We start from the raw sequence: 26516 nt of genomic DNA on the forward strand, positions 1-26516 counted from the left end.
TATATCGAGCGGTTCTACAACCCGTTCAGAAAACACTCCAAATTGGACTACCTCAGCCCGGTTCAATTCGAAGAGCGGCAGCGCTTAATGGGCTAGGCAAACCGTCCGGGAAACCGGGGGAAGCCCATTCCTTGCTCCGCGAGGATCGCCTCACGGGCCGTCTTTTGGCTGTCGTGCTGTCCGATCCGGAAATTTGCGGTATCCAAAAGGATATCCACCACATCGACCATCGTCCTCAACGTCTGGCTCATGCTTGTGCGCCCTCGTTTCACCAGCAAGGTGTCATTTTTGTTCACCGCAACGAGAGGCTCTCCCGTCACCCCCAAATAGCATTGTGACGTTACATGTCACAACAAGAACAGTGCGACACATTAATGGAGCATCGTTGTGGCGTAACACAAACGCCAACACGAAAAATGCACGCCAGAAGCCCCCAACAGACCGTGTACTCCGTCATGAATCGCCTCCATGGTGGGCGACAACTACCCAATAGCACTGGGCGCGGGGCGTTCAGCGGGTGCCGACGCCCCGCGCGAGGAACGTGGCCGCCAGCGGGATCAGCACCAGCAGGTGCGCCTCGATCATGACCAGGCGCCGGGTGCTGCGGATCGCCGCCTCGTCCGGCAGCGCACCCGTGGCGCGCAGGGCCTTGCGCCAGCGCAGGAACCGCAGGGTGGGCGCGATGGAGATCAGCCCGACCACCACGAAGAGCCCCACCTTCACATGCAGCAGCGGCTGCATTCCATACCACTGCGCGCCCTTGATGCCCCAGCCGACGCGGGCCAGCCCCGTGGCCAGCACGGCCAGGGCCGCGATGCCATAGAACCGGTCCAGCTGCGCCAGCCGCTCCACCGCGGCCGCGTTCAGCCAGGCCGGGCGGCACAGCGCGGCTTCGCTGGCCAGGAAGGTGACCATGGTGAGAATGGCCAGGAAATGGGCATAGGCCAACAGGGCTTCGGTGGTCATGTGGCGTTCCTTGGAGTTGGGGGCGGCGCGATGGTAGCGCGCCCACGGCAACGCCTGCGCCGCGTTTCGCTTGCCCGTGCAGCGCTTCGGATGCACGCGCGGGATCGCCGAGGAAGGCGCAACAGTGACGGCTTCACCATTCTTGCGAGGCATGTCCATGCCGATCCCATCGATTTCCCACACGCAGCTCAGCACTCTGTTCAAGGACGGCCAGGGCAAGTCCGACACACAGGACCTGGTCAAGAAGGTCCTGGAAATGCTGCTCGTCAGCCTGCTGGAAAAGCTCAGCAAGAAAGACGATGCGCCGTCCAGCCCATCCAGCGGCGCGCCGGCTGCCAGCCCCGCCAGCGCACCCGCTGCGAGCCCGTCCTCCGGCACATCACCCAGCCCGGCCCCCAGCCCGTCGGCCGGCCCGGCCAGCACCCCATCGGCCCCTCCAGCGCCTACGCCCACGCAAAACAGCACCGCCGGCACGGCCCCCGCACCGGCACCCGCGGCCAGCCCTGCCGCACCCGGCAGCGGCACGGCAGGCAACGACTTCGGCACGCAGAGCGTGGCGGAAGGCGCGGGCAAGGTCCACCCGAAATTCGAGCCGGTGCTGCGCGGCGACGAGTCGCAAAAGGACGCGCAGATCCAGACCCAGGCGGACTTCGGCAAGGCGGCCGATGCCACGGCCAGGGAATACGGCCTCGACCCCAACCTGTTCCGCGCCCAGCTGGAGGTGGAATCCAACGCCTTCTCCAAGGGCTTCCAGGGCGCCATGAAGCTGGAAGGCGACCTGGGCCGCGCCGGCGAGAACAACACCTCCATCGGCCTGGGGCAGATTTCCCGCAAGTTCCTGGACGGCCGCGAATGGGCGGATGGTGGTCCCGGCAACGAACGGGTCGGCGGCCAGACGGTGTCCACCGAGCAATACCAGGGCAGCGTGACGACGCAGTTGCGCATGGCCGCGTCCAACCTGGCCCAGCGCGTGGCCGACCATGGCGGCCTGCAGCAGGGGCTGGCGTACTACGTGTCGGGCAACCCCGACCCGGGCAATGCCAACGCCAGCGCCTACATCGACCGGATCAACACGGCACTGAAGGACCCGGCGGTCGTCGGGCCCGGCCGCTGACCCGCGCAGGCCGCGAAGGCAGCGCAACGGGGCGCCGGCGCCCCGATGTCGTGGCGCACCCAGTCGTCGAGCAGCGCCTTTTCATACCGCAGCGGATCGCTGCCGCCCCGCCCCGCGCGAGACAGGAACGAAGGATCGCGCAGCTCGCGGCGACCGGACTGCAGCACGCGGCCATCGGCCGCCGTCCGCTGGAACTCCAGGTCGATGCGCGGCGGATACACGTCGCGCACGATGCGCACCTGCGCCAGCTGCGCGCAGCGCCCGGGCTCGAACCCGCCCGCGCGCTGCACATCGGTGATGCGCACCGCCAGCCGCTCGCCATCTGGCAGCGCGGCGGCGGCGCGTTCGGACAGGTGCTGGCACAGGGCATCGACCCACGCCCGGCGCGCGCGCTCGGACTCATGCGGCCCCATGCGGGCATCGCTGAAACGGGACGGCTCGTCGTACTCCACGCTGACGATGCCCGGAGGAATCGCCTGCGCGCCGCGTACCGCGGCAGGCCCGGGGCCGGGAGCGGCCGGCCGTGCGGATTCCGGGGCCGGGCTTCGGCCCGCCACGGGCGCCTGGGGCGCTTCCGGGGCCGCTGGCGGCCCGCCCGCGCAGCCGGCCAGCATTGCGGCGGCCGCCAGCAGGGCCAGCGCCGCGCCCGCCCGGCCGCGACCCGGCCAGGCCATGCCCGCGGCGCGCGCCGCCGCGCCGCGCCGCGTCGGTGGGGAATGGTGGGTCATGGCAAGGCTCCTTCTTGGGTGGATGGGGCGGCGGCAGGGCCCGCCGTGCGGCGCCAGAACTCAGGCTGGCCGTAATGGTGCTTGAGGTAATCGATCCACAGCCGCACGCGCAGCGGCATGTGCTTGCGCTGGGGAAAGACCACGTAGATGCCGTTGGGCGGCGCGGCGAAGTCTTCCAGCACGGCGGCCAGGCGGCCCGCGGCGATCTCGGCCTCGACCTCCCAGGTGCTGCGCCAGGCGATGCCCCAGCCGCCCAGGCACCAGTCGTGCAGCACCTGCCCGTCCGAGCAGTCCAGCGGCCCGCCGGGCTTGAAGTGCACGACCTCGGTGCCGCCGCCCTCGGCCGCGGGCATGCGAAAGGCCCAGCCGCGCGTTTGCGAGGCGTCGCTGGAGAGCGTGAGGCAGGCGTGCTGCGCCAGGTCGCCCGGGTGGCGCGGCGTACCGTGGCGCGCCAGGTACGCCGGCGTGGCCACGCACAGGCGCCGGTTGTCGGCGATGCGCACGCTCACCAGGGAAGAATCGGGCAGGTCACCCACGCGCACCGCGCAGTCGAACCCCTCGCCGGCCAGATCGACCACGCGGTCGCTCAGGTTGAGCGAGATGGTCACCTCGGCATGCAGGTCGCGAAAGCGCGGCACCAGCGGCGCCACGTGGCGCCGCCCGAAACCCGCCGGCGCGGTGATGCGCAGGTGCCCGGTGGCCTTGACGCCGCCGGCGGACACGCTGGCCTCGGCATTCGCCACGTCGGACAGCAGGCGCTGGCAATCTTCGAGGAAGGCGCTGCCCTCGTGCGTGAGGTGGATGCGCCGCGTGGTGCGCACCATGAGCTTGACCCCCAGGTGCTCTTCCAGCGCATCGAGCCGGCGCCCCATGATGGCCGGGGCCACGCCTTCGGCCTTGGCGGCCGCGGTGAGGCTGCCGCGCGTTGCCACCGACACGAATGACTCGAAGGCCTTGAGCTTGTCCATGGGCGCCGATTATGCGGATGGATGTCACGGATGCATGCGGGTTCCGCGCTGATTGCTGACGTAGGACTTCAAGCGAAATCGGGCACCAGTGCAATCAATTCTAGGGCATATAGCTATCAAAATAATAGCAAATCCTGCCCCATGAATCGCACGGGGCCGCGCCGCCCCGCGCCGATCGCTCCCGCAGCCGCGCCTAGACGGCCGCGCGGGTGAGCTGCATCGACAGCGTGTAGCGGCTGGCCGGGTGCAGCGTCACGCTCACGTCCATCAGCTCGCCGCCGGTGTCCACGTAGCGGCGAACGATCTTCAGCGCCGCGGAACCGGCGGGCGCCTGCAGCTCCTCGGCCAGCGACTCCGGCACCAGTGCCCCCACGATGTCCTGCCGCACCTTGGCGATGCGCAGGCCGTACTGCGCCTCCAGCAGGCTGCTGACCAGCACGTCGGGCGCGGCGCGCACGTGTTCGGCTAGTTCCCGCGCGTCGAAGCGGGCCGCATCCACATAGACCACCGTCCAGGCGATGGGCAGGTGCGGCGCGGCACCGTCCCGGCGCAGGCTGGCGATGGCGAGGCAGCGGCTGCCGGCGGCGCAGCCCAGCTCGGCGGCCAGGTCGCGGTCGAGCACCACCTCTTCGATGCGGCGCACCTCGCGCACGTGCGTGGCGCCGAACTGCACCAGGTCGTCCAGCGAGGCCAACGTCTGCTGGTAGTGCGCATTGGGCGTGGCCGCCTCCACGCGCGTGCCCACCTTCTTGCGGCGCGACACCAGACCGGACTGCTGCAGTTCCGAGATCGCGGCGCGCACCGTGTGGCGGCTCACGCCGTAGCGGTCGCACAGCTCCAGCTCGGTCGGCAGCAGTGCGCCCACCACGTATTCGCCCGCGGCGATGCGTTCCGACAGATGGCGCGCCACCAGCGCGTAGCGCGGCTCAGCCATGGGCGCAGCCTTCCATCCGGGGTAAACCCGAATTTTCTTTATGTACGTACATAAACACAATAATTCATATGTCCGAACTTAATCACCTGCGGACGCCGACGCAACCCACCGACACCATGACCACCCCTGCCCTCGCCTCCAGCACCGCCATCGACTCGCTGCTCTTTCGCGACGCTTTCGGCACGCCCGCCATGCGCGCGATCTTCGCCGACCGCACGCTCATCGCCCGCTACATCGAAGTGGAGGTGGCGCTGGCCGCCGCGCAGGGCCGCTGCGGCGTGATTCCGGCCGAAGCGGCCCGCGAGATCGCCGCGCGCTGCGACCTGAACGCGCTCGACTTCGAGCTGCTGCGCCAGGAGACCGACATTGTCGGCTACCCCATCCTGCCGCTGGTGCACCAGCTGGTGAAGCAGTGCGGCAACGCCGGCCGCTACGTGCACTGGGGCGCCACCACCCAGGACATCATGGACACGGCCACGGTGCTGCAGGTGCGCGACGCGCTGGCGCTGGTGGAGGCCGACATCGCGGCCCTGCGCGGCATCCTGGCCGGCCTGGCCGAGCGCTACCGCGACACGCCCATGGCCGGGCGCACCCATCTGCAGCACGCGCTGCCCATCACCTTCGGCTACAAGGCCGCCATCTGGCTGGCGATGTTCGACCGCCATGCCGAGCGGCTGCAGGAGCTGAAAAAACGTGTGCTCGTCGGCCAGTTCGCCGGCGCAGCGGGCACGCTGGCCTCGCTGGGCGAGCGCGGGCTGGAGGTGCAGGGCCTGCTGATGGAGGAGCTGCAGCTGGGCGTGCCCGCCACCACCTGGCACGTGGCGCGCGACGGCCTGGCCGAGGCGGTGAACTTCCTGGCCCTGGTGACCGGCTCGCTGGGCAAGATCGCCTACGACGTGATGCTGCTGTCAGCCACCGAGTTCGGCGAGGTGTTCGAGCCTTTCGTGCCCGGCCGCGGCGCCAGCAGCACCATGCCGCAAAAGCGCAATGCGATCTCCAGCGAGCTGATGCTGGCGGCCTCCAAGTCCGTGCGCCAGCATGCCGGCCTGATGCTGGATGCCATGGTGCAGGACCTGGAGCGCGCCACCGGCCCGTGGCATGCCGAATGGATCGCCATTCCCGAGAGCTTCGTGCTCACCGCCGGGGCCCTGAACCAGGCGCGCTTCATGCTCGGCGGCCTGATCGTCAACGAAGACCGCATGGCCAGGAACCTGGACATGACGGACGGCCTGATCGTGGCCGAGGCCGTGATGATGGGCCTGGCCCCGTTCACCGGCCGCCAGCAGGCGCACGACATCGTCTACGGCGCCTGCCGCACCGTGAACACGCAGGGCGGCACGCTGGCCGAAGCGCTGGCGCGGCTGCCCGAGGTGTCGGCGCACTTCGACCGCGCGGCGATCGACCGCCTCACCGATCCCCGCAACTACCTGGGCGCCGCGCCCGGGATGGTGGACCGCGCCCTGGCCTTGTCGCGCGCGCAGACAAGCTGATTCCCAAGAAAGTCAACCGGAGACAAGCATGCAACCTTCGACCTTCCGCCGCGCCGCCGTGGCGCTGGCCGCCGCCACCCTCGCCTTCGCCGCCCAGGCGCAGGGCTACCCCGCCAAGCCGCTCACCTGGATCGTGCCCTTCGCCGCCGGCGGCCCCACCGACGCCATGGCGCGCGACATCGCGCAGCGCACCAGCACGCAGCTGGGCCAGCAGATCATCATCGAGAACACGCCGGGCGCCGGCGGCACCATCGGCAGCGCCAAGGCGGCGCGCGCGCCGGCAGACGGCTACACCTTCCTGGTCGGCCACATGGGGTACATGGGCGCCGCGCCCTCGCTGTACAAGAAGCTGGCCTACGACCCGGTGAAGGACTTCGACGCCGTCTTCCGCTTCCCCGACACGCCCCTGGTGCTGCTGGTGGGCAAGAACTCGCCGTACAAGACGGCCGAGGACCTGATCGCCTACGGCCAGCAGAACCCGGGCAAGCTCAACTTCGGCAACGCCGGCGTGGGCTCCACCTCGCACCTGGTGGCGGCGCTGTTCGCCAGCCGCGCGAAGGTCGAGATCACCTCCGTGTCGTACAAGGGCGCGGCTCCGGCCATGACCGACTTGGTGGCCGGCCAGGTCGATGCCATGTTCGACCAGACCAACACCGCCTTGCCCCAACTGGCCGGGGAGCGCGTGCGCGCCGTGGCGCTCACCTCCGACAAGGCCATGCCGCAGTTCCCGGGCGTGCCCCCGCTGGGCCAGAAGGTGATTCCCGGCTTCGAGACCGCCACCTGGTACGGCATCTACGCCCCCAAGGGCACGCCGCGCGAGGCCATCCAGAAGGTCTACCAGGCCTACACCAAGGCCCTGGCCGACAAGGCCTGGACGGACAAGATGGCCGCGCAGGGCATCCGCATGCTGCCGGACGACCAGTACACGCCGGACGCCTTGGCCAGACACACCGCCACCGAGGTGGAGCGCTGGCGCAAGGTGGCGGCCGAGGCCAGGATCTCGCTGGACTGACCGCATGGGTGCCGCCACCCGCACCGAGCACGACGCCTTCGGGCCGGTCGAGATTCCCGCCGACCGCCTGTGGGGCGCGCAGACCCAGCGCGCGCTCGCGGTCTTCGACATCGGCGAGGAGCGGTTCCCGGCCTGCCTGCTGCACACCTTCGGCCTGCAAAAGCAGGCCGCGGCCCGCGCCAACCGCCGCCTGGGCACGCTGGACGCCCTGCGCGCCGACGCCATCGAGGCCGCCGCCGAGGAGTTGCGCACCGGCCTGCTGGATGCGCACTTTCCGCTCACCATCTGGCAGACGGGCTCGGGCACGCAGACCAACATGAACGCCAACGAGGTGCTGGCCAACCGCGCCAACCAGCGCCTGGGCCAGCCGCCGGGCACGCGCAGCCCGGTGCACCCGAACGACCACGTGAACGCCTCGCAGTCGTCCAACGACAGCTTTCCGACCGTGATGCACCTGGCGACGGCGCTGGAGCTGCGCGACCGACTGGTGCCCGCGCTCGCGCTGCTGCAGTCGCGCCTGCAGGAGAGGGCCACCGCCTTCGCCGGCGTGCTGAAGATCGCGCGCACCCACCTGATGGACGCCGTGCCCATGACGCTGGGCCAGGGCTTCGACGCCTTCGCCCGCCAGGTGGGCCATGGCATCGACCGGCTGCACGCCACGCTGCCCCGCCTGTGCCTGCTGGCGCAGGGTGGCACCGCGGCCGGCACGGGACTGAATGCGCCGCCCGGCTTCGACGTGGCGTTCTGCGAGGAGGCCAGCGCGCTCGCCGGCATGGCCTTCACGCCCAACCCGAGCAAATTCGAGGGCATGGGCGCGCACGATGCGCTGGTGGAGGTGTCCGGCGCGCTGAACGTGGTCGCCGCGTCGCTGGCCAAGATCGCCAACGACCTGCGGCTCCTGGGCTCGGGCCCGCGCTGCGGCCTGGGCGAGCTGCGCATCCCGGACGACGGGCTCACCTCGTCGATCATGCCGGGCAAGCGCAACCCGACCATCGCCGAGGTGGTGGCGCAGGCCGCCTGGCAGGTGATGGGCAACCACACCACCATCACGCTGGCCGGCGCATCGGGCCACTTCGAGCTGAACGTGGCCAAGCCGGTGCTCATTTACAACCTGCTGCAGTCCATCCGCGTGCTGGCCGACAGCGCCCGCGTGTTCTCCGAGCAGCTGGTGCAGGGCATCGAGGCCGACACCGAGCGCCTGGCCGCCAACGTGGACAACGCCCTGCTGCTGGCCACCGCCCTGAACCCGGTGCTGGGCTACGACCGCGTGGCCCGCATCACGCGCGAGGCCATGGAACGCGGCATCACGCCGAAGGCCGCCGCCGTGGCGCTGGGGTTTCTCACGGGCGACGAGTACGACCGAAGGGTGGACGCGCGGGCCATGGCCGGCCCCGGCTGACGGCTACCCCAGGCGCTCCGGGCGGCGGCGCACCCTGCCCGGACCCCGCCGCCGCTTTCTTCATTTGTGCGTAAAAGTCACTGGTTCTGAGATTTTCAGGCGGTTTATGTCTGGAAAGATTTGCAATACAGTGGGTCGACATCGTGGTGACGGTCCCTGGCGGCCGTTGCCGGTTCGCATCCCCCCTTTCCCAGACCCAAGAGACCTCCATGACCGACCGCACCACCGTTCACGGCCTGCAAGTGGCCACCTCCCTGCACCGCTTCGTCGAAGACCGGGTGCTGCCCGGCACGGGCGTGGACAGCGAGGCGTTCTGGAAAGGCTTCAGCGCGCTGGTGTCCGACCTGGCCCCGCGCAACATCGCCCTGCTGGCCGAGCGCGACCGCCTGCAGTCCGAACTCGACACCTGGCACCGCGCCAACCCGGGCCCGGTGCAGAACATGGCGGCATACCGCGCCTTCCTCGAACAGATCGGCTACCTGGTGCCCCAGCCGGCCGACGTGCAGGCCACCACCGCCAACGTGGACGACGAACTCGCCACGCAGGCCGGCCCGCAGCTGGTGGTGCCGATCCTGAACGCACGCTATGCGCTCAACGCGGCCAACGCGCGCTGGGGCTCGCTGTACGACGCGCTCTACGGCACCGACGCCATCCCCGAGACCGACGGCGCCGAAAAAGGCCAGGGCTACAACCCCGTGCGGGGCGCCCGCGTGATCGCGTTCGCCCGCGAGGTGCTCGACCAGGCCGCGCCGCTGGCCCAGGGCACGCACAAGAACGCCGCCGGCTACCGGGTGGAAGGCGGCCAACTGGTCGTCGCGCTGGAGGGCGGCGGCACCACCGGCCTGCAGGAACCGGCCCAGTTCGTGGGTTACCAGGGCGAGGCGTCGGCGCCTTCGTCCGTGCTGCTGCGCCACCACGGCCTGCACCTGGATCTGCAGATCGACCGCAGCACGCCCATCGGCAAGACCGATCCCGCCGGCGTGAGCGACCTGGTGGTGGAAGCCGCGCTCTCGACCATCCTGGACCTGGAAGACTCCGTGGCCGCCGTCGATGCCGAGGACAAGGTCAACGGCTACGCCAACTGGCTGGGCATCCTGAAGGCCGACCTCACCGAGCAGGTGAGCAAGGGCGGCAAGACCTTCACGCGCGGCCTGAACCCGGACCGCATCTATACCGCGCCTGATGGCGGCGGCGAGGTGCGCCTGCACGGCCGCTCGCTCATGTTCCTGCGCAACGTGGGCCACCTCATGACCAACCCGGCCGTGCTGTGGACCGATGCGCAGGGCACGCAGCGCGAGATTCCCGAAGGCATCCTGGACGCCGTGGTCACCACCACCATCGCGCTGCACGACCTGCAGGGCAAGGGGCAGGGCGGCATCCGCAACTCGCGCAAGGGCAGCGTCTACATCGTCAAGCCCAAGATGCACGGCCCGGCCGAGGTGGCCTTCGCCAGCGACCTGTTCGGCCGCGTGGAGCAGTTGCTGGGCTTGGCCGAAAACACCGTCAAGCTGGGCATCATGGACGAGGAGCGCCGCACCAGCGTCAACCTCAAGGCCTGCATCGCCGCGGCCTCGGCGCGCGTGGCGTTCATCAACACCGGCTTCCTGGACCGCACGGGCGACGAGATGCACACCGCCATGCAGGCCGGCCCCATGGTGCGCAAGGGCGACATGAAGGCCAGCGCCTGGATCCAGTCGTACGAGAAGAACAACGTGCTCGTGGGCCTGTCGTGCGGCCTGCGGGGCAAGGCGCAGATCGGCAAGGGCATGTGGGCCATGCCCGACCTGATGGCCGAGATGCTCAAACAGAAGATGGCCCACCCCAAGGCCGGCGCCAACACCGCCTGGGTCCCGAGCCCCACGGGCGCCACGCTGCATGCGCTGCACTACCACCAGGTCAACGTGGCCGAGGTGCAGAAGGCATTGGAAAAGACCGACGCCAACGCCGAGCGCGACAACCTGCTGACCGGCCTGCTCACGGTGCCGGTCACCGCCACGCCGCAGTGGAGCGATGCCGAAAAGCAACAGGAGCTGGACAACAACGCCCAGGGCATCCTGGGCTACGTGGTGCGCTGGATCGACCAGGGTGTGGGCTGCTCCAAGGTGCCCGACATCCACAACGTGGGCCTGATGGAGGACCGCGCCACGCTGCGCATCAGCAGCCAGCACATGGCCAACTGGCTGCTGCACGGCGTGGTGACCGAAGCGCAGGTGCGCGAAACCTTCGAGCGCATGGCCGCCGTGGTGGACCAGCAGAACGCCGGAGATCCGCTGTACCAGAAGATGGCCGGGCGCTTCGCCGAGTCGGCCGCCTACCAGGCCGCGTGCGACCTCGTCTTCAAGGGCGTGGAGCAGCCCAGCGGCTACACCGAGCCCCTGCTGCACGCCTGGCGGCTGAAGGTGAAGGCCGGCGCCGCCGTGCGCTGAAGCGGCTCGGCACCTTCCGCCCGGCCGGCGCCCCGCGTGCCGGCCCCCTTCGACGGGGCACCCATCCGGGTGCCCCGTTTTCGTTGGGCGCCCGAAAAACACGGCTTAACAGGGGTATCCGGGTAAATCCATATGTTCCGGCAAGGCGTAAGGGTTTGTAGTTGCGCTAGAGCAATGCGGAGAGAATCGCCCACCAACCAAGGGTTTTCCCTAGCCTCACCATGAACCTCCAAAACATTTCCATCGGAAAACGCCTGGGCCTGGCCTTCGGCGTGCTCATCCTCTTCATCGTCACCATGCTGGGCGTGGGCACCTGGAAATTGCAGTCGGTGGCGCAGGAGACGGCTTCGATGATGGCCCTGCCCCTGACCAAGGAGCGGCTCATCTCCGACTGGTACCGCACCATCTTCAGCAACGTGCGCCGCCACAGCGTGGTGGCCCGCAGCACCGACTCCACCCTGGCGCAGCAGTTCGCGGCGGACAACGCGACGGCCTCCAAGATGTCGTCCGAGCAGCAGAGCCAGCTGTCCAAGCTCATCAGCAGCCCGCAGGAGCAGGCCCTGTTCGACAAGGTCGGCGAAGAGCGCAAGCGCTTCGTCGTCGCCCGCGACGCCATCTACAAGGCCAAGGCCGAAGGCCGTTCGGAAGACGCCGAGCGCATCCTGAACACCGACTTCACCCCCGCGGGCGAGCAGTACCTGCAGGCGCTGCAGGCCCTGCTGGACTTCCAGCGTGCCGAGATCAACGCATCCTCCCAGGACGTGCAGGCCAACTACCAGAGCGGACGGCTGCAGCTCATCATCCTGGGCGCGCTGGCCACCCTGATCGCGCTGGCCCTGGCCGTGGGAATCACCCGCAGCATCACCCACCCGCTGCACGACGCCGTCGCCATGGCCAAGACCGTGGCCACGGGCGACCTCACCGTGTCGTCCGACAGCACCGCGCAGGACGAGACCGGCCAGCTGCTGCGCACGCTGAACGCCATGGGCGAGCAGCTGCGCACCGCCGTGGGCCAGGTGCGCCACGGGGCCGAAGGCATCGCCGTGGCCTCCAGCGAGATCGCGCGCGGCAACCTGGACCTGTCCAGCCGCACCGAAGAGCAGGCCAGCGCGCTGCAGCAGACGGCCGCGTCCATGGAGCAGATGACCGCCACCGTGCGCCAGAACGCCGACAACGCGCGCACCGCCAACCAGCTCGCGCAGGCCACCTCGGACAAGGCCGTGCGCGGCGGCGAGGTGGTGGGCAACGTGGTCTCCACGATGGGCGAAATCCACGCGGCCTCGCGCAAGATCGTGGACATCATCGGCGTGATCGACGGCATCGCTTTCCAGACCAACATCCTGGCGCTGAACGCGGCCGTGGAAGCCGCCCGGGCCGGCGAGCAGGGCCGCGGCTTCGCGGTGGTGGCGGGCGAGGTGCGCACGCTGGCGCAACGCAGCGCGGCGGCGGCCAAGGAGATCAAGGGTCTGATCGACGACTCGGTGCAGCGCGTGGACTCGGGCAACCGGCTGGTGGAGCAGGCCGGCGAAGCCATGCGCGAGGTGGTGGACGGCGTACGCCGCGTGACCGACCTCGTGGGCGAGATCAGCGTGGCCAGCCAGGAGCAGACCACCGGGCTGGAGCAGGTCAACCAGGCCATCTCGCAGATGGACACCGTGACGCAGCAGAACGCGGCGCTGGTCGAAGAGGCGGCTGCGGCCACCGGCTCGCTGAAATCGCAGACGGCGCAACTGGTGCGCGCGGTGGCGGTGTTTCGCGTCGGCAAAGCCGACGGCCCGGCGCTCGCGGCAGCGCGCCACGCGCCGGCCCTCGCGGGCTGACGCGAACGGGCGATGGCCGGTGCCCGGCGCGGGCACCGGCGGGCAATCGAATGCTATTTAATTGATAGCAATATGCCTTAGAAGAATATGTGCTGGAAGGCATTTTCACCCATTCCCTTGTGCGGCACCCCGCCGCGCTGGCGCGGTCTACACTGGCGCCTTGCCCCGACGCCATGACCGCTGCACCGCCCTCCCCTGCCCCGCTGGACCCCTCCCGCTGCCCCCTGTGCGGCGGGCGCAACCAGTGCGCCATCGAGGCCGGCACCCCCGCCGCGGATTGCTGGTGCATGGTGGCCGCAGTGTCCGCGCAGGCCCTGGCGCAGCTGGCCCCTGGCCAGCGCGGCACCGCCTGCCTGTGCCCCCGGTGCGCGGCCGGAACGGGCTCCGCGCCACAGGGCGCAGCAACCGGCGCGCCGATATGATGGCCGCTCCCTTTTTTGAACTCCCCTGAAGGACCGACATGCCGACGTACCACATCGAAATGATGGAAGGCCGCACCATCGAACAGAAGAAGAAGCTGGTGGAAGAGATCACCCGCGTTTCGGTGGAAATCCTCGGCGGCTCGCCCGACTCTGTGGACATCCTCATCACCGACGTCAAGCGCGAGAACTGGGCCACCGGCGGAAAGCTCTGGTCCGAGCGAACCTGATCCCGCCGGTCCCTTCTTGATCCCTGCCCGATGACCGGTCCCGGCTCCACCGCCCTGCTGCGCGAACGGTACGGCGAGCGCTACCGCTGGCTGCTCCTGCTGTCCGTGATGGTCGGCACGATGGCCTCCATCATGTCGTCGACCATCGTGAACGTGGCCATTCCCGACATGAGCCACTACTTCACACTCGGCCAGGAACGCGCGCAATGGGTGTCGTCGGGTTTCATGGTGGCCACCACGGTCGCCATGCTCACCACGCCGTGGCTGCTGGCCCGCTTCGGCTACCGCGCGACCTACGTGGGCGCCATGGTGCTGCTGCTGGTGGGCGGCATCGGCGGCGGCGTGGCCAGCCACTACGGGCTGGTGCTGGCCGCCCGGGTGCTCGAAGGGCTGGCCGCGGGCGTGGTGCAGCCGATTCCGGCGGTCATCATCCTCTACGCCTTCCAGCCGCACGAGCAGGGCCGCGCGAGCGGCATCTTCGGCATGGGCGTGGTCCTGGCTCCGGCCATCGGCCCGAGCATCGGCGGGCTGCTGGTGGACTGGTTCGGCTGGCGCTCGATCTTCTTCATGGTGGTGCCGTTCTGCATCGCCTCCATCGCGCTGGCCTACCGGTTCGTGCCGGTCAGCAGCCCCGGCGGCGCCGTGGCCGGCCAGTCCGGCAACGCGCTGGACTGGCGCGGGCTGGTGCTGGGCGCGGTCGGCACGCTGTGCCTGCTCAACGGCCTGGTGGCGCTGCACGGCGGGCCGGGCCTGCAGGCCTGCGCGCTGCTGCTGGCGGCCTTCGCGGCCCTGGCCGTCTTCATCGCGTGGCAGTGCCGGCAACTGGCGCGCGGCGCCACGCCGCTCATGGACCTGCGCCTGTTCGAATACCGGCAGTTCGCCATGGGCAGCATCGTGGCCTTCATCTACGGCACGGCACTCTTCGGCTCCACCTACCTGCTGCCGGTGTTCATGCAGCTGGGACTGCAGCTGTCGGCCTCGCACGTGGGCACCATCATGCTGCCGGCGGGCATCGTGCTGGCCATCACCATTCCCATCGTGGGCCGGCTGGCCGACCGCCACCCCACGCACTGGCTGGTGGGCACGGGCCTGGCGCTGCTGGCGATCTCGTTCGCGCTCATGGTGCTGGTCGATCTGACCAGCGGGCTGTGGATGCTGGTGGTCTTCGCGGTGCTGGGCCGCATCGGGCTCGGCTTCATCCTGCCCTCGCTCAACCTGGGCGCCATGCGGCCGCTGGCCAAGCCGCTCATCGCGCAGGGCTCCAGCGCCATCAGCTTCGTGCGCATGCTGGGCGGCGCGGCCGGCGTGAGCCTGTGCGGGATCGTGCTCGAATGGCGCATCGCCGCGCATGGCGACTCGCTGCAGAACGCGGTCAGCAGCCCGGCGCGCATCGCCGCCTTCGGCGAAACCTTCCTGCTGCTCACCGGCCTGTGCCTGCTGGCGCTGGTGGCCGCGTGGCAGTTGCGCGCGCCCAAAGCCGCGGCGCCGGGGCGCTGAACCCGATCCCGTCCCCCGCCTTTCGTCCTTCGTTCTTTTCCTTTCTTTTCTCCCAAAGCCCGCCATGTGCCAGTTGCTCGGAATGAATGCCAACACGCCGACCGACGTGACGTTCAGCTTCACGGGGTTCGCACAGCGTGCCGGTAACACGGCGGACCATTCCGACGGCTGGGGCATCGCGTTCTTCGAAGACAAGGGCCTGCGCCATTTCGTGGACCACCAGCGCGCGGTGGACTCGCCCGTGGCCGAGCTGATCCGCCGCTACCCCATCCAGAGCCGCAACGTCATCGCCCACATCCGCAAGGCCACGCAGGGCAGCGTCTCGCTGCAGAACTGCCACCCGTTCGTGCGCGAGCTGTGGGGCCGGTACTGGGTGTTCGCGCACAACGGCGACATCAAGGACTTCCGTCCGCGGCTGCATTCGCACTTCCACCCCGTGGGCACGACGGACAGCGAGCACGCCTTCTGCTGGATCATGCAGGAGCTGGCCAAGTCCCACGCGGGCGTGCCCAGCATTCCGGAGCTGACCATCACCCTGCGCGAACTGGCCTCGCGCATCGCCCCGCACGGCACGTTCAACTTCCTGCTGTCGAACGGCCAGGCGCTGTGGGCGCATGCCTCCACGCAGCTCTACTACATCGAGCGGCACCACCCTTTCTCGCAGGCGCGCCTGTGCGATGAGGACCTGCGCATCGATTTTTCCGCCCACACCACGCCGCAGGACCGCGTGGCCGTCGTCGTGACCGCGCCGCTCACCAGCGACGAGCAATGGACCGCGTTCCAGAGCGGCGAGTTGCGGGTGTTCGTGGACGGGGCCTGCGTCACGCCGTAGCGCGCCGGCACAGCGGCCGCAGCATCAGCCCAGCGGTTTCCACACGGGCGGTTCGGGGTCGGGATAGAACGGCACGCCGCCCCGCCCGGCCGGCTTGAACATCGCCTCCCGCTGGCGCTGGCGCTTGATCTCCCGGGGCTTGGCTTTATCGGAACACTGGCGGTGCGAACGGGACATGCACGGACCTCGCAAAGGTTCTGGGAATGACCGGATTACCGCACCGCCTGCAGCAACCACCGTGTGGGACGGCGCCCTCGCCCGGCATCGGACGGGCTCCCCGTGGGGAACGAACGGGGCCGGCGAAGGGCGCTTCCGGCCCCCTCCTACAGCCTGCGGCAATGCGATTGGTTACACCAGAGGCCTGATCCCGGAACCGCAATGAACGCCTCGACCCTTTTTCGACTCGCCAAGAAATCCTGCCAGGCCTGGCTCGACGACTACGCCCCCAGCATGGGGGCCGCCATCTCTTACTACACCGCGTTCTCCATTGCGCCGCTGCTCGTCATCGTGATCTCCATCGCCGGTGCCGTGTTCGGACAGGACGCGGTGCGCGGCACCATCGAAGGACAGATCTCCGGCCTGGTGGGGCGCGACGGCGCGCTCGCCATCCAGGGCCTCATCAAAAGCGCCCGCGAGCCCACAGAAGGCATCATCGCCAGCACCATCAGCCTGGTGCTGCTGGGCATCGGCGCGACCACGGTGTTCGGCGAGATCCAGAGCGCGCTCGACCGCATCTGGCACGTGCCGGAGCCCGCCAAACCGAGCGGCATCTGGGGCCTGCTGCGCGCGCGCTTCCTGTCGTTCGGGCTGATCCTCGGCCTGGCCTTCCTGCTCATGGCCTCGCTCACAGTCAGCGCCGCGGTGGCGGCGGCGGGCACGTGGCTCGGCGCCCTGATGCCGGGCTGGGAGCTGATGCTGATGGGCATCAACACCCTGCTGTCGATGAGCATCAGCTGCGTGCTGTTCGCGATGATCTTCAAGTTCATGCCCTCGGTGCCGATCGCCTGGCGCGACGTGTGGGTGGGCGCCGCGGTGACCGCCGTGCTGTTCGAGGTGGGCAAGGTGCTGATCGGCCTGTATGTGGGCAAGGCGGGCCTGAGCTCGACCTATGCCGCCGCCGGCGCCATCGCGGTCGTGCTGATCTGGGTGTATTACGCCGCGCAGATCTTCCTGCTGGGCGCGGAATTCACCAAGGTGTACGCGGCCGAGCGCGGCTCGCATGCCTCCGCCCCCGAGGCCTTGCTCGACCCGGTCGAACCCCGCAAGGGCGGGTCCGACGCCAACTCGGCGCTCACGCCCGTCACACCTTTGCCCGCGCCCGCCATGCAAGCGGCTCCGGCAGCGCCCTTGTCCACCGGCGCCCTGGCCACCACCGTGGCCCTGCTGGCCGCGCGCGTGGCGCTGTCGCTGTGGCTGGAGCGGCGTGAAAAGCGCGATGCGGTGCGCAGGCGCCGCTGATGCGGCGGTAATGCCGGACGCGAATCGGAAGAATGGGAAAAGGGGGAGAACCCAGTGCGTTGTCCGGCACTGCGGCGATCATCGATGGTGCGGCTGGCGGGGATCGAACCCACGACCCTTGGCTTCGGAGGCCAATACTCTATCCACTGAGCTACAGCCGCACAGCGGGCCATTGCGGCCCGATCAGTCGGTGATTATGGCACGGCCCTCGCAGCGTGCGGGCACACGTCCCGCAAAGAGCAGTCCTGCAGCCAGTCCGGCAGCGGGGGCAGCTCCAGCCCCAGCCCGCGCAGGTAGGCGTCCACCGAGGCACGGCCGGTCGCCGGGAGGTCGAAATTGGCGCGATTGAGGATCCAGCCCTGCAGCAGCCCTTCGAAGATCGCCTGCAAGGCGATGGCCGCGATCTGCGGGGGCATGGGCAGCTGCACCTTCTGGCTTTCGGCGGCCAGGCGCAGGTCGTTGGCGAGCTGCTCGCGGAAGGCGCCGCAGGCGGCGATGTGCCGGTCGCGCACGCCCGCCAGTTCCTCGACGTATTCCACCCGGAAGAAAGCGATCTCGAAGACACGCTGCATGCGCTGGTCCTGCGCCAGGTTGCGCAGCACCAGGTCGATCACGCCGCGCATGCGCTGCAGCGGCGCCATGTCTTCGTTGCTCTCGCATTCGCCGTTGGCGCGCTCCAGCGGCAGGGTGACGCGCTCCATCATCGCGTTGAACAGATCGACCTTGTCCTTGAAATGCCAGTAGATGGCGCCCCGCGTGGCGCCGGCGGCCTGCGCGATCTCGTTGAGCGACGCGTGCGACACACCCTTCTGGTAAAAGACCTGCTCGGCCGCATCCAGCAAACTATTGCGTGTCGCAACGGCGTCTTCTTTGGTGCGTCGGGCCATGGGGCATGTCTCCTTTTGTGTTCGATGTCCGCGTTTTTCTGGCATTGCCCACCCCGTGGAAAGGGCGGCGCCAGCGCTCCGCAGCAATTATACATTCATGTTTGTATGTATAATCGCGCACCGAATTCAAGGGCCATCTGCGTGGTTGATGCCGATCAAAGACATCTCCGTGCCTGCATGGCCTTTTCAATCAGCGCATTTCCGGAAGGACTTTCATGCTTCGCCTCAGTGACGATCTTGGCGTTTCCGCTGCCGCCCTCCACCCCGCACGCCGGGTCGTGGCCCTTTGCCTCAGCCTGGTCGCCGCCACCGTCCTGGTGGCCTGCGGCAAGAGCGAAGCCCCGGCCCAGGCCGGTGGCGGTGCGCCTCCCCCGCCCCAGGTGGGAGTGGTCACCGTGGCGCCCGGCGACGTGGGCCTCGTGACCGAGCTGCCCGGCCGGCTGGAAGCCTCCCGCGTCGCCGAAGTGCGTGCACGGGCCGCGGGTATCCTGCAAAAACGCCTGTTCACCGAAGGCAGCGACGTGAAGGCCGGGCAGAAGCTCTTCGCCATCGACGACGCGCCCTACCGGGCTTCGCTGGAAAGCGCCCGGGCGAGCGTGGCGCAAGCCGATGCCAACGTGGCCCAGACCCGCGCACTGGCCGAGCGCTACAAGCCGCTCGTGGCGGTCAACGCGATCAGCAAGCAGGAATACGACAACGCCGTCGCCTCGCAAAAGACCGCCGAAGCCAACCTCGCCGCCGCCCGCGCCTCCGTGACAACGGCGCAGATCAACGTGGGCTACGCGGCCGTGACCGCCCCCATTTCCGGCCGCATCGGCCGTGCGCTGGTGACCGAAGGCGCGCTGGTGGGCCAGGGCTCGGCCACCGAGCTGGCAGTCATCCAGCAGATCGACCCGCTGTACGTGAACTTCACGCAGTCCGCCTCCGAAGCACTCAAGCTCAAGGCGGGCCTGGCCAGCGGCAAGTACAAGCAGGCCGGCAAGGGCTCGGCCAGCGTGAGCGTCGTGCTGGAAGACGGCAGCCTCTATCCCCAGACCGGCAAGCTGCTCTTCACCGACCTGACGGTGGACCCGACCAGCGGCCAGGTCACGCTGCGCGCCGAGATCCCCAACACCGATCGCCAGCTGCTCCCCGGGCTCTACGTGCGCGTGCGCCTGGAGCAGGCCCAGGTGGCCGGCGGCGTGCTGCTGCCGCAGCAGGCCGTGACCCGCTCCGCCAAGGGCGACACCGTGATGGTGGTGGGCGCGGACAACCACCTCACGCCGCGCCCCATCAAGCTCGGGCCGGCCCAGGGCACGAACTGGGTGGTGCTCGAAGGCCTGCAGACGGGCGAGAAGGTCATGGTGGACGGCTTCCAGAAGCTGCCGCGCGGCAAGCCCGGCGATCCGATCGTGGTGCAGCCCGTGGCCTGGCAGGCCGGCGGCGCTGGCGCCGCGGCGCCCGGCGCGCCCGCCTCTGCGGCGGCTCCCGCTGCGTCCGCCGCTTCCGCTGCCGCCCCGGCCAAGCCATAAGAAGGAGCGCGGCACATGGCCAAGTTCTTCATCGAGCGCCCCATCTTCGCGTGGGTGATCACCATTTTCATCATCGTGATGGGGGCCATCTCCATCACGCGGCTGCCGATCGCGCAGTACCCCGCCGTCGCGCCGCCGACCATCCAGGTGTCGGTGGCCTATCCCGGCGCCAACGCCCAGACGCTGGAGGACAGCGTGCTGGCCGTCATCGAGCGCGAGATGAACGGTGCGAGCGGCCTGGCCTACGTCGAGACGACCAGCCAGGCCAACGGCACCGGCAGCATCGTGCTGAGCTTCGAGCCCGGCACCAATGCCGACCTCGCGCAGGTGGACGTGCAAAACCGGCTTTCGCGCGCCACGCCGCGGCTGCCGAGCGCCGTGACCCAGCAGGGCGTGCGCGTGGAGCAGTCGCGCTCCAACTTCCTGATGTTCGCCATGCTCACGACGGAAAGCCCCGACGTGAGCATCGAGGCGCTGAACGACTACGCGGCGCGCAACGTGGTTCCCGAACTGCAGCGCGTGGCCGGCGTGGGCACGCTCACGCAGTTCGGCTCGGAACGCGCCATGCGGATCTGGGTGGACCCGGCCAAGCTCAAGGGCTTCAACCTGTCGCTCGACCAGGTCAACGCCGCCATCCGCGCGCAGAACGCGCAGGTGTCCGCCGGTAACCTGGGCGATCTGCCGGCCGAGACGGGCCAGCCCGTGGCGGCCACCATCGTGGTGCAGGGCCAGTTGTCGTCGGCCGAAGAGTTCGGCCGCATCGTGCTGCGCGCCAACACGGACGGCTCGGCCGTCCGCCTCAGGGACGTGGCCCGCATCGAGCTGGGCTCGCAGAGCTACAACACCAGCGCGCGCCTGAACGGCAAGGACGCCGTGGGCCTGGGCGTGCAGCCCACGCCGTCTGCGAATGCCCTGGCCACGGCAAAGGCGGTGAAGGCCAAGCTGGAAGAGCTCAAGAAGTTCTTCCCGCAGGGCGTGAACTACGTGGTGCCGTACGACACCTCCAAGTTCGTGTCCGTCTCGATCGAGAAGGTGGTGCACACGCTGATCGAAGCCGTGGTGCTGGTGTTCATCGTGATGTTCCTGTTCCTGCAGAACTTCCGCTACACCATCATCCCGACCATCGTGGTGCCAGTGGCGCTGCTGGGCACCTTCGGCGTGCTGATGGCCATGGGCTTTTCGATCAACGTGCTGACCATGTTCGGCATGGTGCTGGTGATCGGGATCGTGGTGGACGATGCCATCGTGGTGGTGGAGAACGTCGAACGGATCATGGCCGAGGAAGGCCTGCCGCCGCTGCAGGCCACCCGCAAGGCCATGGGTCAGATCTCGGGCGCCGTGATCGGCGTGACCGTGGTGCTGATCTCGGTGTTCGTGCCGCTGGCGTTCTTCGCCGGCTCCACCGGCAACATCTACCGCCAGTTCGCGGCCACGATGGCCACGTCGATCGCCTTCTCGGCGTTCCTCGCGCTGTCGCTCACACCGGCCCTCTGCGCCACGCTGCTCAAGCCGATCGATCCCGAGCACCATGCCGAGAAGAAAGGCTTCTTCGGCTGGTTCAACCGTTCGTTCAAGAACGCCACGCACGGCTATGAGAGCGGCCTGAGCAAGATGCTGCGCCGCGGCGGCCGCATGATGATCGTGTACCTCGCGCTGATCGGCGCGGTGGCGGTGGTGTTCATGCGCCTGCCGACCTCGTTCCTGCCCAACGAAGACCAGGGCTACATCATCACCAACGTGCAGTTGCCGCCCGGCGCCGCGCAGTCGCGGACCAGCGAGGTGCTCAAGCAGGTCGAGGGCTACATGCTCAAGCAGCCCGAGGTCGAGAACATCGTGACCGTGGCGGGCTTCTCGTTCTCCGGCCAGGGCCAGAACGCGGGCCTGGCCTTCGTGATCCTGAAGGACTGGAGCGAGCGCTCCGGCGCCGAGCATGCGGCCTCGGCCGTGGCTGGCCGCGCCTTCGGCGCCCTCTCCGGTATCCGCGATGCCTTCATCTTCGCGCTGAGCCCGCCGCCCATTCCCGAACTGGGCACGGGCACCGGCTTCAACTTCCGGCTGCAGGACCGTGCGGGCCAGGGGCACGAGGCGCTGCTGGGGGCGCGCAACCAGCTGCTGGGCATGGCCGGGCAGAGCAAGGTCCTCGCGGGCGTTCGCCCCGACGGCATGGAAGATGCGCCGCAGATGCAGATCGACATCGACCGCGACAAGGCCAACGCCCTGGGCATCGGCTTCGACAGCATCAGCTCGGCGCTCTCGACCGCGCTGGGTTCGAGCTACATCAACGACTTCCCGAACAAGGGCCGCCTGCAGCGCGTCGTGGTGCAAGCCGACGCGGCGGCGCGGATGCGCCCGGAATCGGTGCTGGACCTGCCGGTCGTGAACAGCCAGGGCCAGACGGTGCCGCTGTCGACCTTCGCAACGACGCGCTGGATCACCGGCGCGATGCAGACGGTGCGCTACAACGGCTACCCGTCCATCAAGATCGCGGGCGATGCCGGTCCCGGCTTCACCACCGGCGATGCGATGAACGAGATGGAACGCCTGGCCGGCCAGCTGCCGCCCGGCTTCGGCTTCGAGTGGACGGGCCAGTCCCGCGAGGAAAAGCTCGCCGGCTCCCAGGCCATGATCCTCTACGCCTTCTCGCTGCTGGCGGTGTTCCTGTGCCTGGCCGCGCTGTATGAAAGCTGGACGATTCCCGTGTCGGTGCTGCTGGTGGTGCCGCTGGGCGTGCTCGGCGTGCTGCTGGCCACGCTAATGCGCGGGCTGTCGAACGACGTGTACTTCCAGATCGGCCTGGTGACCATCATCGGCCTGTCGGCGAAGAACGCGATCCTGATCGTGGAGTTCGCCAAGGACCTGCAGGCCGAGGGCAAGAGCGCACTGGAGGCCGCCCTCGAAGCCGCCCACCTGCGTTTCCGGCCGATCATCATGACCTCGCTGGCGTTCACGCTGGGCGTGGTGCCGCTGTTCATCGCCTCGGGCGCCAGCTCGGCCAGCCAGCGTGCCATCGGTACCGGCGTGATCGGCGGGATGATCACCGGCACCGTGCTGGCCGTGGTCTTCGTGCCCGTGTTCTTCGTGCTGGTGCGCACCTTCTTCAAGGGCAGCAAGCGCCAGCAGGAGCACGACGCCAAGCAGGTCCAGCACCGCCATGCCACGGAAAACCTTGAATGACGACCGATCCGCTGGAGACCCCCATGCCCCATCCCTCGTCCCTGCGCGCTAGTGCGCGCATCGCACGCCCCCTGCTGAGCGTGGTGGCTGCCGCTGCCGTGCTGGCGGGCTGCAGCTTCATCCCGACCTACGAGCGGCCCGCCGCTCCGGTGCCGCAGGCGTTCCCCAACGACGCGGCCGCCGGCGGCGCCGAAACGGCCAAGGCCGCCGCGGACATCGACTGGAAGGAATACTTCGCCGATGCACGCCTGCAGACGCTGATCGCCATCGCGCTGGAAAACAACCGCGACCTGCGCGTGGCCGCGCTCAACATCGAGCAGGCCCGCGCGCAGTTCCAGATCCAGCGCGCCGGCCAGTTCCCCACGGTGAACGCCGCCGTCAACGCGACGCGCCAGCCCGACACGACCACGCGCTCGTATGCCAACAGCTACCAGGTCGGCCTGGCGGTATCGGCCTGGGAAATCGACTTCTTCGGGCGCATCGCCGCCTTGAAGGAGCAGGCCCTGGCGCAGTATTTCGCCACCGAGGAGGCCCGCCGGTCCACCCAGCTGAGCCTGGTGTCGTCAGTCGCCACCGCCTGGTTCAACCTGCTGGCCGACGAGGAGCTGCTCGACATTTCCCGCCGCACGCTGGGCACGCGCGAAGAGTCGGTCAAGCTGACGCGCCTGCGCCTGGAAAACGGCGTGAGTTCCGAGCTGGACAACAGCCAGGCGGAAGGCCTGGCACAGGCCGCCCGCGCCACCTATGCGCAGCAGCGGCGCCAGCGCATGCAGGACGAGAACGCCCTGGCCCTGCTGCTGGGCCAGCCCCTGCCGCAGGACATCCGTGACAGCCTGGGCACCACGGTGTCGCGCTTGGCCGACGCACCCGCCATGCCGGCGCTGCCGGCAGGCCTGCCGTCCGACCTGCTCACGCGGCGCCCCGACATCCGCCAGGCCGAGCAGCAGCTCATCGCCGCCAACGCGAACATCGGCGCGGCGCGCGCGGCGTTCTTCCCGCGCATCTCGCTGACCGCGAGCGTGGGCACGGCGAGCAACGAGCTATCGGGCCTGTTCAAGAGCGGATCCTGGGCCTTCTCGCTGGCACCGCAGTTAGCGCTGCCGATCTTCGATGCCGGGCGCAACCAGGCCACGCTCGAATCGGCGCGGGCCGCACGCTCCATCTCGGTGGCGCAGTACGAGAAGTCGATCCAGACCGCCTTCCGCGAAGTGTCCGACGCCCTCGCAGGCCAGGCCACCCTCGGGGAACAGCTGGCAGCGCAGCGCGCCCAGGCGGATGCGGACGCCAAGCGCCTGCAGCTGTCGGACCTGCGCTACCGCAACGGCGTGTCCAGCTACCTCGATCTGCTGGATGCCCAGCGCTCGCTGTTCACCTCCGAGCAACTCGTGGTGCAGACGCGGCTCATCCAGCTGCAAAACCAGATCACCCTGTACAAGGTGCTGGGCGGCGGCTGGACGCCGCAGGACGAGCGCGCTGCAGGGTCCTGACCTTTTGCCCCCAGGCGGTGGTCCGGACCACCACCGCCTCCCTCGACGCCCTGCACGGATGCCTTCCTTGCAGGGCGTTTGCATTCAGGCGCCGCATTTACACCGCGGTTCGGCCGCCAGGGGGTAGCCCCATGTCTCAGGCCAGACTTTGACGCAGCGCAAACGCCAGGAAAAGCCGGCCGTTTTCCCTAACGGCCGGCCCCGGGGAGCCTTCCTATAATCAGCGGCTGGTTTCATCAAGCCCCCGATACATAGAGGACGTCATGAGCGACACCCCCCACGAAGAAGCGCACACCGGCCCCATCAAGAATCCCAAGCAACTGCTGTTGACGGTCTTCTTTTCGTTTGTGGTCCCGATCTTCGCCATCATCGGGCTCGTGATGTACGTGACCTCGGGCACCAAGCCGGCCGATGGCGCCGCGAACCCCGAACGGGCGCTGGCGGAACGCATCCAGAAGGTGGGCATGGTGGAAGTGCGCGATGCCAACCGCCCCCTGCGCCCCGGCGAGGAAGTCTTCAAGGGCCAGTGCGCCGCCTGCCATGCCACGGGCGCAGCAGGCGCCCCCAAGCTGGGTGACGCCGCGGCCTGGGGCCCGCGCATCAAGACCGGGTTCGAGGCGCTGGTGCATTCCGCCCTCGCCGGCAAGGGCGCGATGGCCCCGCAAGGCGGCGGCGACTTCAATGACACCGAGATCGCGCGCGGTGTGGCCTATATGGCCAACGCGGCCGGCGCCAAGTTCGAAGAGCCTGCCGCCCCCGTAGCCGCAGGGGCCTCCGGTGCCGCCACCGGGGCTTCCGACGCCGCTGCCGCCCCCACGGCAGCTGCAGCGCCCGCTTCCGCTGCACAGGCCACCGCGGCAGCAGCACCCGCTCCGGCCGCGGCACCCGCCGCCCCCACGACGACGGCCGCCGCCGGCGCTGGCGCTGGCGAAGCCCTGTATAAGCAGGCATGCCAGGTCTGCCATGCCGCCGGCATCGCCGGCGCGCCCAAGTTCGGCGACAAGGCCGCCTGGGCCGAACGCCTGAAGGACGGCATCGATGGCATGACCCGCATCGCCATCGCCGGCAAGGGCGCCATGCCGCCCCGCGGCGGCACGCAGGCGTCGGACGCGGACATCCACGCGGCGGTCGAGTTCATGGCCAACGCGGCCAAGTAAGACAAGGGACCCGACCTACCACAAAAGGCGGGGCATTCAACTCCATGCCCGTTTGGTAAGCCTTGAAAATTACTCAGGGCACTTCACAAAAGAAAAGGGACAGCGATTGCTTGTCCCTTTTTTATGCATTAACCAAATGAATCTGCATCCGGCAGGAATTCTCTACGGGGCAGACATTTCACCTCGGTTAAAACGATCGAAAATTCCCTTTCAAACTGAAATCATTGAAATATCAGTTCAATCAAAAGGCAAAAATCACTGCTTGACTTTTAAATCCAGTGAGAGCCATGTTATTATCAATTGAATCTTTCAATGACTTGATAATAATATGTCCAAGCTTGATATCACAAAGCTGCCCACAGTGATGCGATCAAACAATTGGGAGCGTGGGGCCCAATTGATGGAAAAGTGGTTTTCAGACCCATCAAACTCATCCCCCTCGAATGGTATAGCGTCTACAGACATCATTACCATGGATTGGGTTCTTGGCTTTTCCCGAGCGCGCCAAGTCTACGACACGCTGATCGCGGAACGCATTTGGCTGAATGAAGCTGCTCGCAGGGAGATTGTGAAGCTCCTCAAACGAAAGAACGCACTGGGCAGCGGCAAACAACGCTTTTTGCTACCCAGGATGCTGCAGTCCATGGAGAATGAAGCCATTCAATTTCGCGTGATTGGCGGAAACATGGACATGTTAGTAGGCCCCATGGACGACTTGAGGGCCGCATTGGGCAACTTCACGTTTCGCCTGGTGGTGGCCGGAACCGTAGAAGCTGAAATGACCGAGAAAAAAGTTGCCGCAGGCCCGGCACCGAAGGTTCCGACCGGCAATTATCTGGTGACCATCGAGGAGGTGGGCATCTATGTCAAGGACTCCTATGGGAACCTCTCAAAACTTCCGAATTTGCAAGGCTTGAACGCCGTAACTCGTGATTTGTAAGCGCGCCAAGTGGCTGAGACAGGGGTTTTGAGAGGTTCCCTGCAGGCGGGACGACACCAGCCGGTCG

24 protein-coding genes and 1 tRNA gene are annotated in these 26516 nt (G+C 68.3%); 17 read left to right on the forward strand and 8 right to left on the reverse strand.

Annotation, left to right across the window (positions count from 1 at the left end):
• Positions 1-96, forward strand: a 96-nt coding sequence (locus AVMA1855_RS26660) for an IS3 family transposase (RefSeq protein ID WP_349817088.1), incomplete at its 5' end; no start/stop codon positions are given.
• On the opposite strand, the gene AVMA1855_RS24675 is transcribed toward AVMA1855_RS26660, so the two are convergent.
• Both AVMA1855_RS24675 and AVMA1855_RS24680 read right to left on the reverse strand, forming a co-directional pair.
• Entirely contained in the window at positions 93-251 is a 159-nt protein-coding gene (locus tag AVMA1855_RS24675) for a hypothetical protein (protein ID WP_284427718.1), read from the reverse strand. The genes AVMA1855_RS26660 and AVMA1855_RS24675 overlap by 4 nt on opposite strands.
• A 259-nt stretch (positions 252-510) precedes the next feature.
• Complete coding sequence (locus tag AVMA1855_RS24680; RefSeq protein ID WP_284394754.1) at positions 511-966, reverse strand: DUF2214 family protein; 456 nt, start codon at positions 964-966, stop codon at positions 511-513.
• A gap of 157 nt (positions 967-1123) precedes the next feature.
• On the opposite strand from AVMA1855_RS24680, the gene AVMA1855_RS24685 reads away from it, so the two are divergent.
• Positions 1124-2080, forward strand: a complete 957-nt coding sequence (locus AVMA1855_RS24685; protein ID WP_284427719.1) for an FmdB family transcriptional regulator — start codon at positions 1124-1126, stop codon at positions 2078-2080.
• Here AVMA1855_RS24685 and AVMA1855_RS24690 read toward each other — a convergent pair.
• The 3 genes from AVMA1855_RS24690 to AVMA1855_RS24700 all read right to left on the reverse strand — a co-directional run bounded on the left by AVMA1855_RS24690 (position 2020) and on the right by AVMA1855_RS24700 (position 4710).
• Positions 2020-2808 carry a DUF3016 domain-containing protein gene (locus AVMA1855_RS24690; RefSeq protein ID WP_284427720.1) on the reverse strand — a complete coding sequence of 263 codons (789 nt, stop codon included), beginning with the start codon at positions 2806-2808 and terminating at the stop codon, positions 2020-2022. The genes AVMA1855_RS24685 and AVMA1855_RS24690 overlap by 61 nt on opposite strands.
• Positions 2805-3776, reverse strand: a complete 972-nt coding sequence (locus tag AVMA1855_RS24695) for a LysR family transcriptional regulator (protein WP_284394392.1) — start codon at positions 3774-3776, stop codon at positions 2805-2807. The genes AVMA1855_RS24690 and AVMA1855_RS24695 overlap by 4 nt, the downstream gene beginning before the upstream one ends.
• Positions 3777-3969: 193 nt before the next feature.
• On the reverse strand, positions 3970-4710 hold the full coding sequence (locus AVMA1855_RS24700; protein WP_272565729.1) for a GntR family transcriptional regulator: 741 nt from the start codon (positions 4708-4710) through the stop codon (positions 3970-3972).
• Between the two features lie 116 nt (positions 4711-4826).
• Between AVMA1855_RS24700 and AVMA1855_RS24705 the strand changes: the two genes are divergently transcribed.
• The 9 genes from AVMA1855_RS24705 to AVMA1855_RS24745 all read left to right on the forward strand — a co-directional run bounded on the left by AVMA1855_RS24705 (position 4827) and on the right by AVMA1855_RS24745 (position 15835).
• Positions 4827-6200 carry a class-II fumarase/aspartase family protein gene (locus AVMA1855_RS24705; RefSeq protein WP_284427721.1) on the forward strand — a complete coding sequence of 458 codons (1374 nt, stop codon included), beginning with the start codon at positions 4827-4829 and terminating at the stop codon, positions 6198-6200.
• 28 nt (positions 6201-6228) lie between these two features.
• Positions 6229-7212, forward strand: coding sequence for a tripartite tricarboxylate transporter substrate-binding protein (locus tag AVMA1855_RS24710; RefSeq protein ID WP_284427722.1), 984 nt, complete (start codon positions 6229-6231; stop codon positions 7210-7212).
• A gap of 4 nt (positions 7213-7216) precedes the next feature.
• Positions 7217-8611, forward strand: a complete 1395-nt coding sequence (locus AVMA1855_RS24715) for a class II fumarate hydratase (RefSeq protein ID WP_284427723.1) — start codon at positions 7217-7219, stop codon at positions 8609-8611.
• Positions 8612-8820: 209 nt separating this feature from the next.
• On the forward strand, positions 8821-11037 hold the full coding sequence (locus AVMA1855_RS24720; protein WP_284427724.1) for a malate synthase G: 2217 nt from the start codon (positions 8821-8823) through the stop codon (positions 11035-11037).
• 221 nt (positions 11038-11258) lie between these two features.
• On the forward strand, positions 11259-12857 hold the full coding sequence (locus AVMA1855_RS24725; protein WP_284427725.1) for a methyl-accepting chemotaxis protein: 1599 nt from the start codon (positions 11259-11261) through the stop codon (positions 12855-12857).
• 173 nt (positions 12858-13030) lie between these two features.
• Entirely contained in the window at positions 13031-13279 is a 249-nt protein-coding gene (locus AVMA1855_RS24730) for a cysteine-rich CWC family protein (RefSeq protein WP_284427726.1), read from the forward strand.
• 38 nt (positions 13280-13317) lie between these two features.
• The gene (locus AVMA1855_RS24735) at positions 13318-13506 is read left to right on the forward strand and encodes a 4-oxalocrotonate tautomerase (protein ID WP_272549570.1); all 189 of its coding nucleotides are present in this window, start codon (positions 13318-13320) and stop codon (positions 13504-13506) included.
• A gap of 30 nt (positions 13507-13536) precedes the next feature.
• Positions 13537-15003 (forward strand): DHA2 family efflux MFS transporter permease subunit, encoded by a 1467-nt coding sequence (locus AVMA1855_RS24740; RefSeq protein WP_284427727.1) that lies wholly within the window; start codon positions 13537-13539, stop codon positions 15001-15003.
• A gap of 64 nt (positions 15004-15067) precedes the next feature.
• Positions 15068-15835 carry a class II glutamine amidotransferase gene (locus AVMA1855_RS24745; RefSeq protein WP_284427728.1) on the forward strand — a complete coding sequence of 256 codons (768 nt, stop codon included), beginning with the start codon at positions 15068-15070 and terminating at the stop codon, positions 15833-15835.
• Positions 15836-15859: 24 nt separating this feature from the next.
• Here the strand turns inward: AVMA1855_RS24745 and AVMA1855_RS24750 are convergent, their stop codons facing one another.
• Positions 15860-16012, reverse strand: a complete 153-nt coding sequence (locus AVMA1855_RS24750; RefSeq protein ID WP_272565744.1) for a hypothetical protein — start codon at positions 16010-16012, stop codon at positions 15860-15862.
• 201 nt (positions 16013-16213) lie between these two features.
• Here AVMA1855_RS24750 and AVMA1855_RS24755 point away from each other — a divergent pair, with 201 nt between their 5' ends.
• Entirely contained in the window at positions 16214-17293 is a 1080-nt protein-coding gene (locus AVMA1855_RS24755) for a YihY/virulence factor BrkB family protein (RefSeq protein ID WP_284427729.1), read from the forward strand.
• Between the two features lie 85 nt (positions 17294-17378).
• On the opposite strand, the gene AVMA1855_RS24760 is transcribed toward AVMA1855_RS24755, so the two are convergent.
• Positions 17379-17454 (reverse strand) — tRNA-Arg (locus AVMA1855_RS24760).
• Between the two features lie 33 nt (positions 17455-17487).
• Entirely contained in the window at positions 17488-18180 is a 693-nt protein-coding gene (locus tag AVMA1855_RS24765; protein ID WP_284394426.1) for a TetR family transcriptional regulator, read from the reverse strand.
• Positions 18181-18395: 215 nt separating this feature from the next.
• Here AVMA1855_RS24765 and AVMA1855_RS24770 point away from each other — a divergent pair, with 215 nt between their 5' ends.
• The 5 genes from AVMA1855_RS24770 (at position 18396) to AVMA1855_RS24790 (ending at position 26449) form a co-directional block, all read left to right on the forward strand.
• A complete protein-coding gene (locus AVMA1855_RS24770) occupies positions 18396-19691 on the forward strand; it encodes an efflux RND transporter periplasmic adaptor subunit (RefSeq protein ID WP_284427730.1) in 1296 nt (431 codons plus the stop codon).
• A gap of 15 nt (positions 19692-19706) precedes the next feature.
• Positions 19707-22865, forward strand: coding sequence for an efflux RND transporter permease subunit (locus AVMA1855_RS24775; RefSeq protein ID WP_284427731.1), 3159 nt, complete (start codon positions 19707-19709; stop codon positions 22863-22865).
• A 23-nt stretch (positions 22866-22888) separates the two neighbouring features.
• A complete protein-coding gene (locus AVMA1855_RS24780) occupies positions 22889-24352 on the forward strand; it encodes an efflux transporter outer membrane subunit (RefSeq protein WP_284427734.1) in 1464 nt (487 codons plus the stop codon).
• Between the two features lie 263 nt (positions 24353-24615).
• On the forward strand, positions 24616-25509 hold the full coding sequence (locus AVMA1855_RS24785; RefSeq protein ID WP_284427732.1) for a c-type cytochrome: 894 nt from the start codon (positions 24616-24618) through the stop codon (positions 25507-25509).
• Positions 25510-25837: 328 nt separating this feature from the next.
• Positions 25838-26449 (forward strand): DUF6402 family protein, encoded by a 612-nt coding sequence (locus AVMA1855_RS24790; RefSeq protein WP_284427733.1) that lies wholly within the window; start codon positions 25838-25840, stop codon positions 26447-26449.
• Positions 26450-26516 lie beyond the last annotated feature (67 nt).

This window comes from Acidovorax sp. SUPP1855 (genome assembly GCF_030158955.1).
Lineage (GTDB): Bacteria > Pseudomonadota > Gammaproteobacteria > Burkholderiales > Burkholderiaceae_C > Paracidovorax.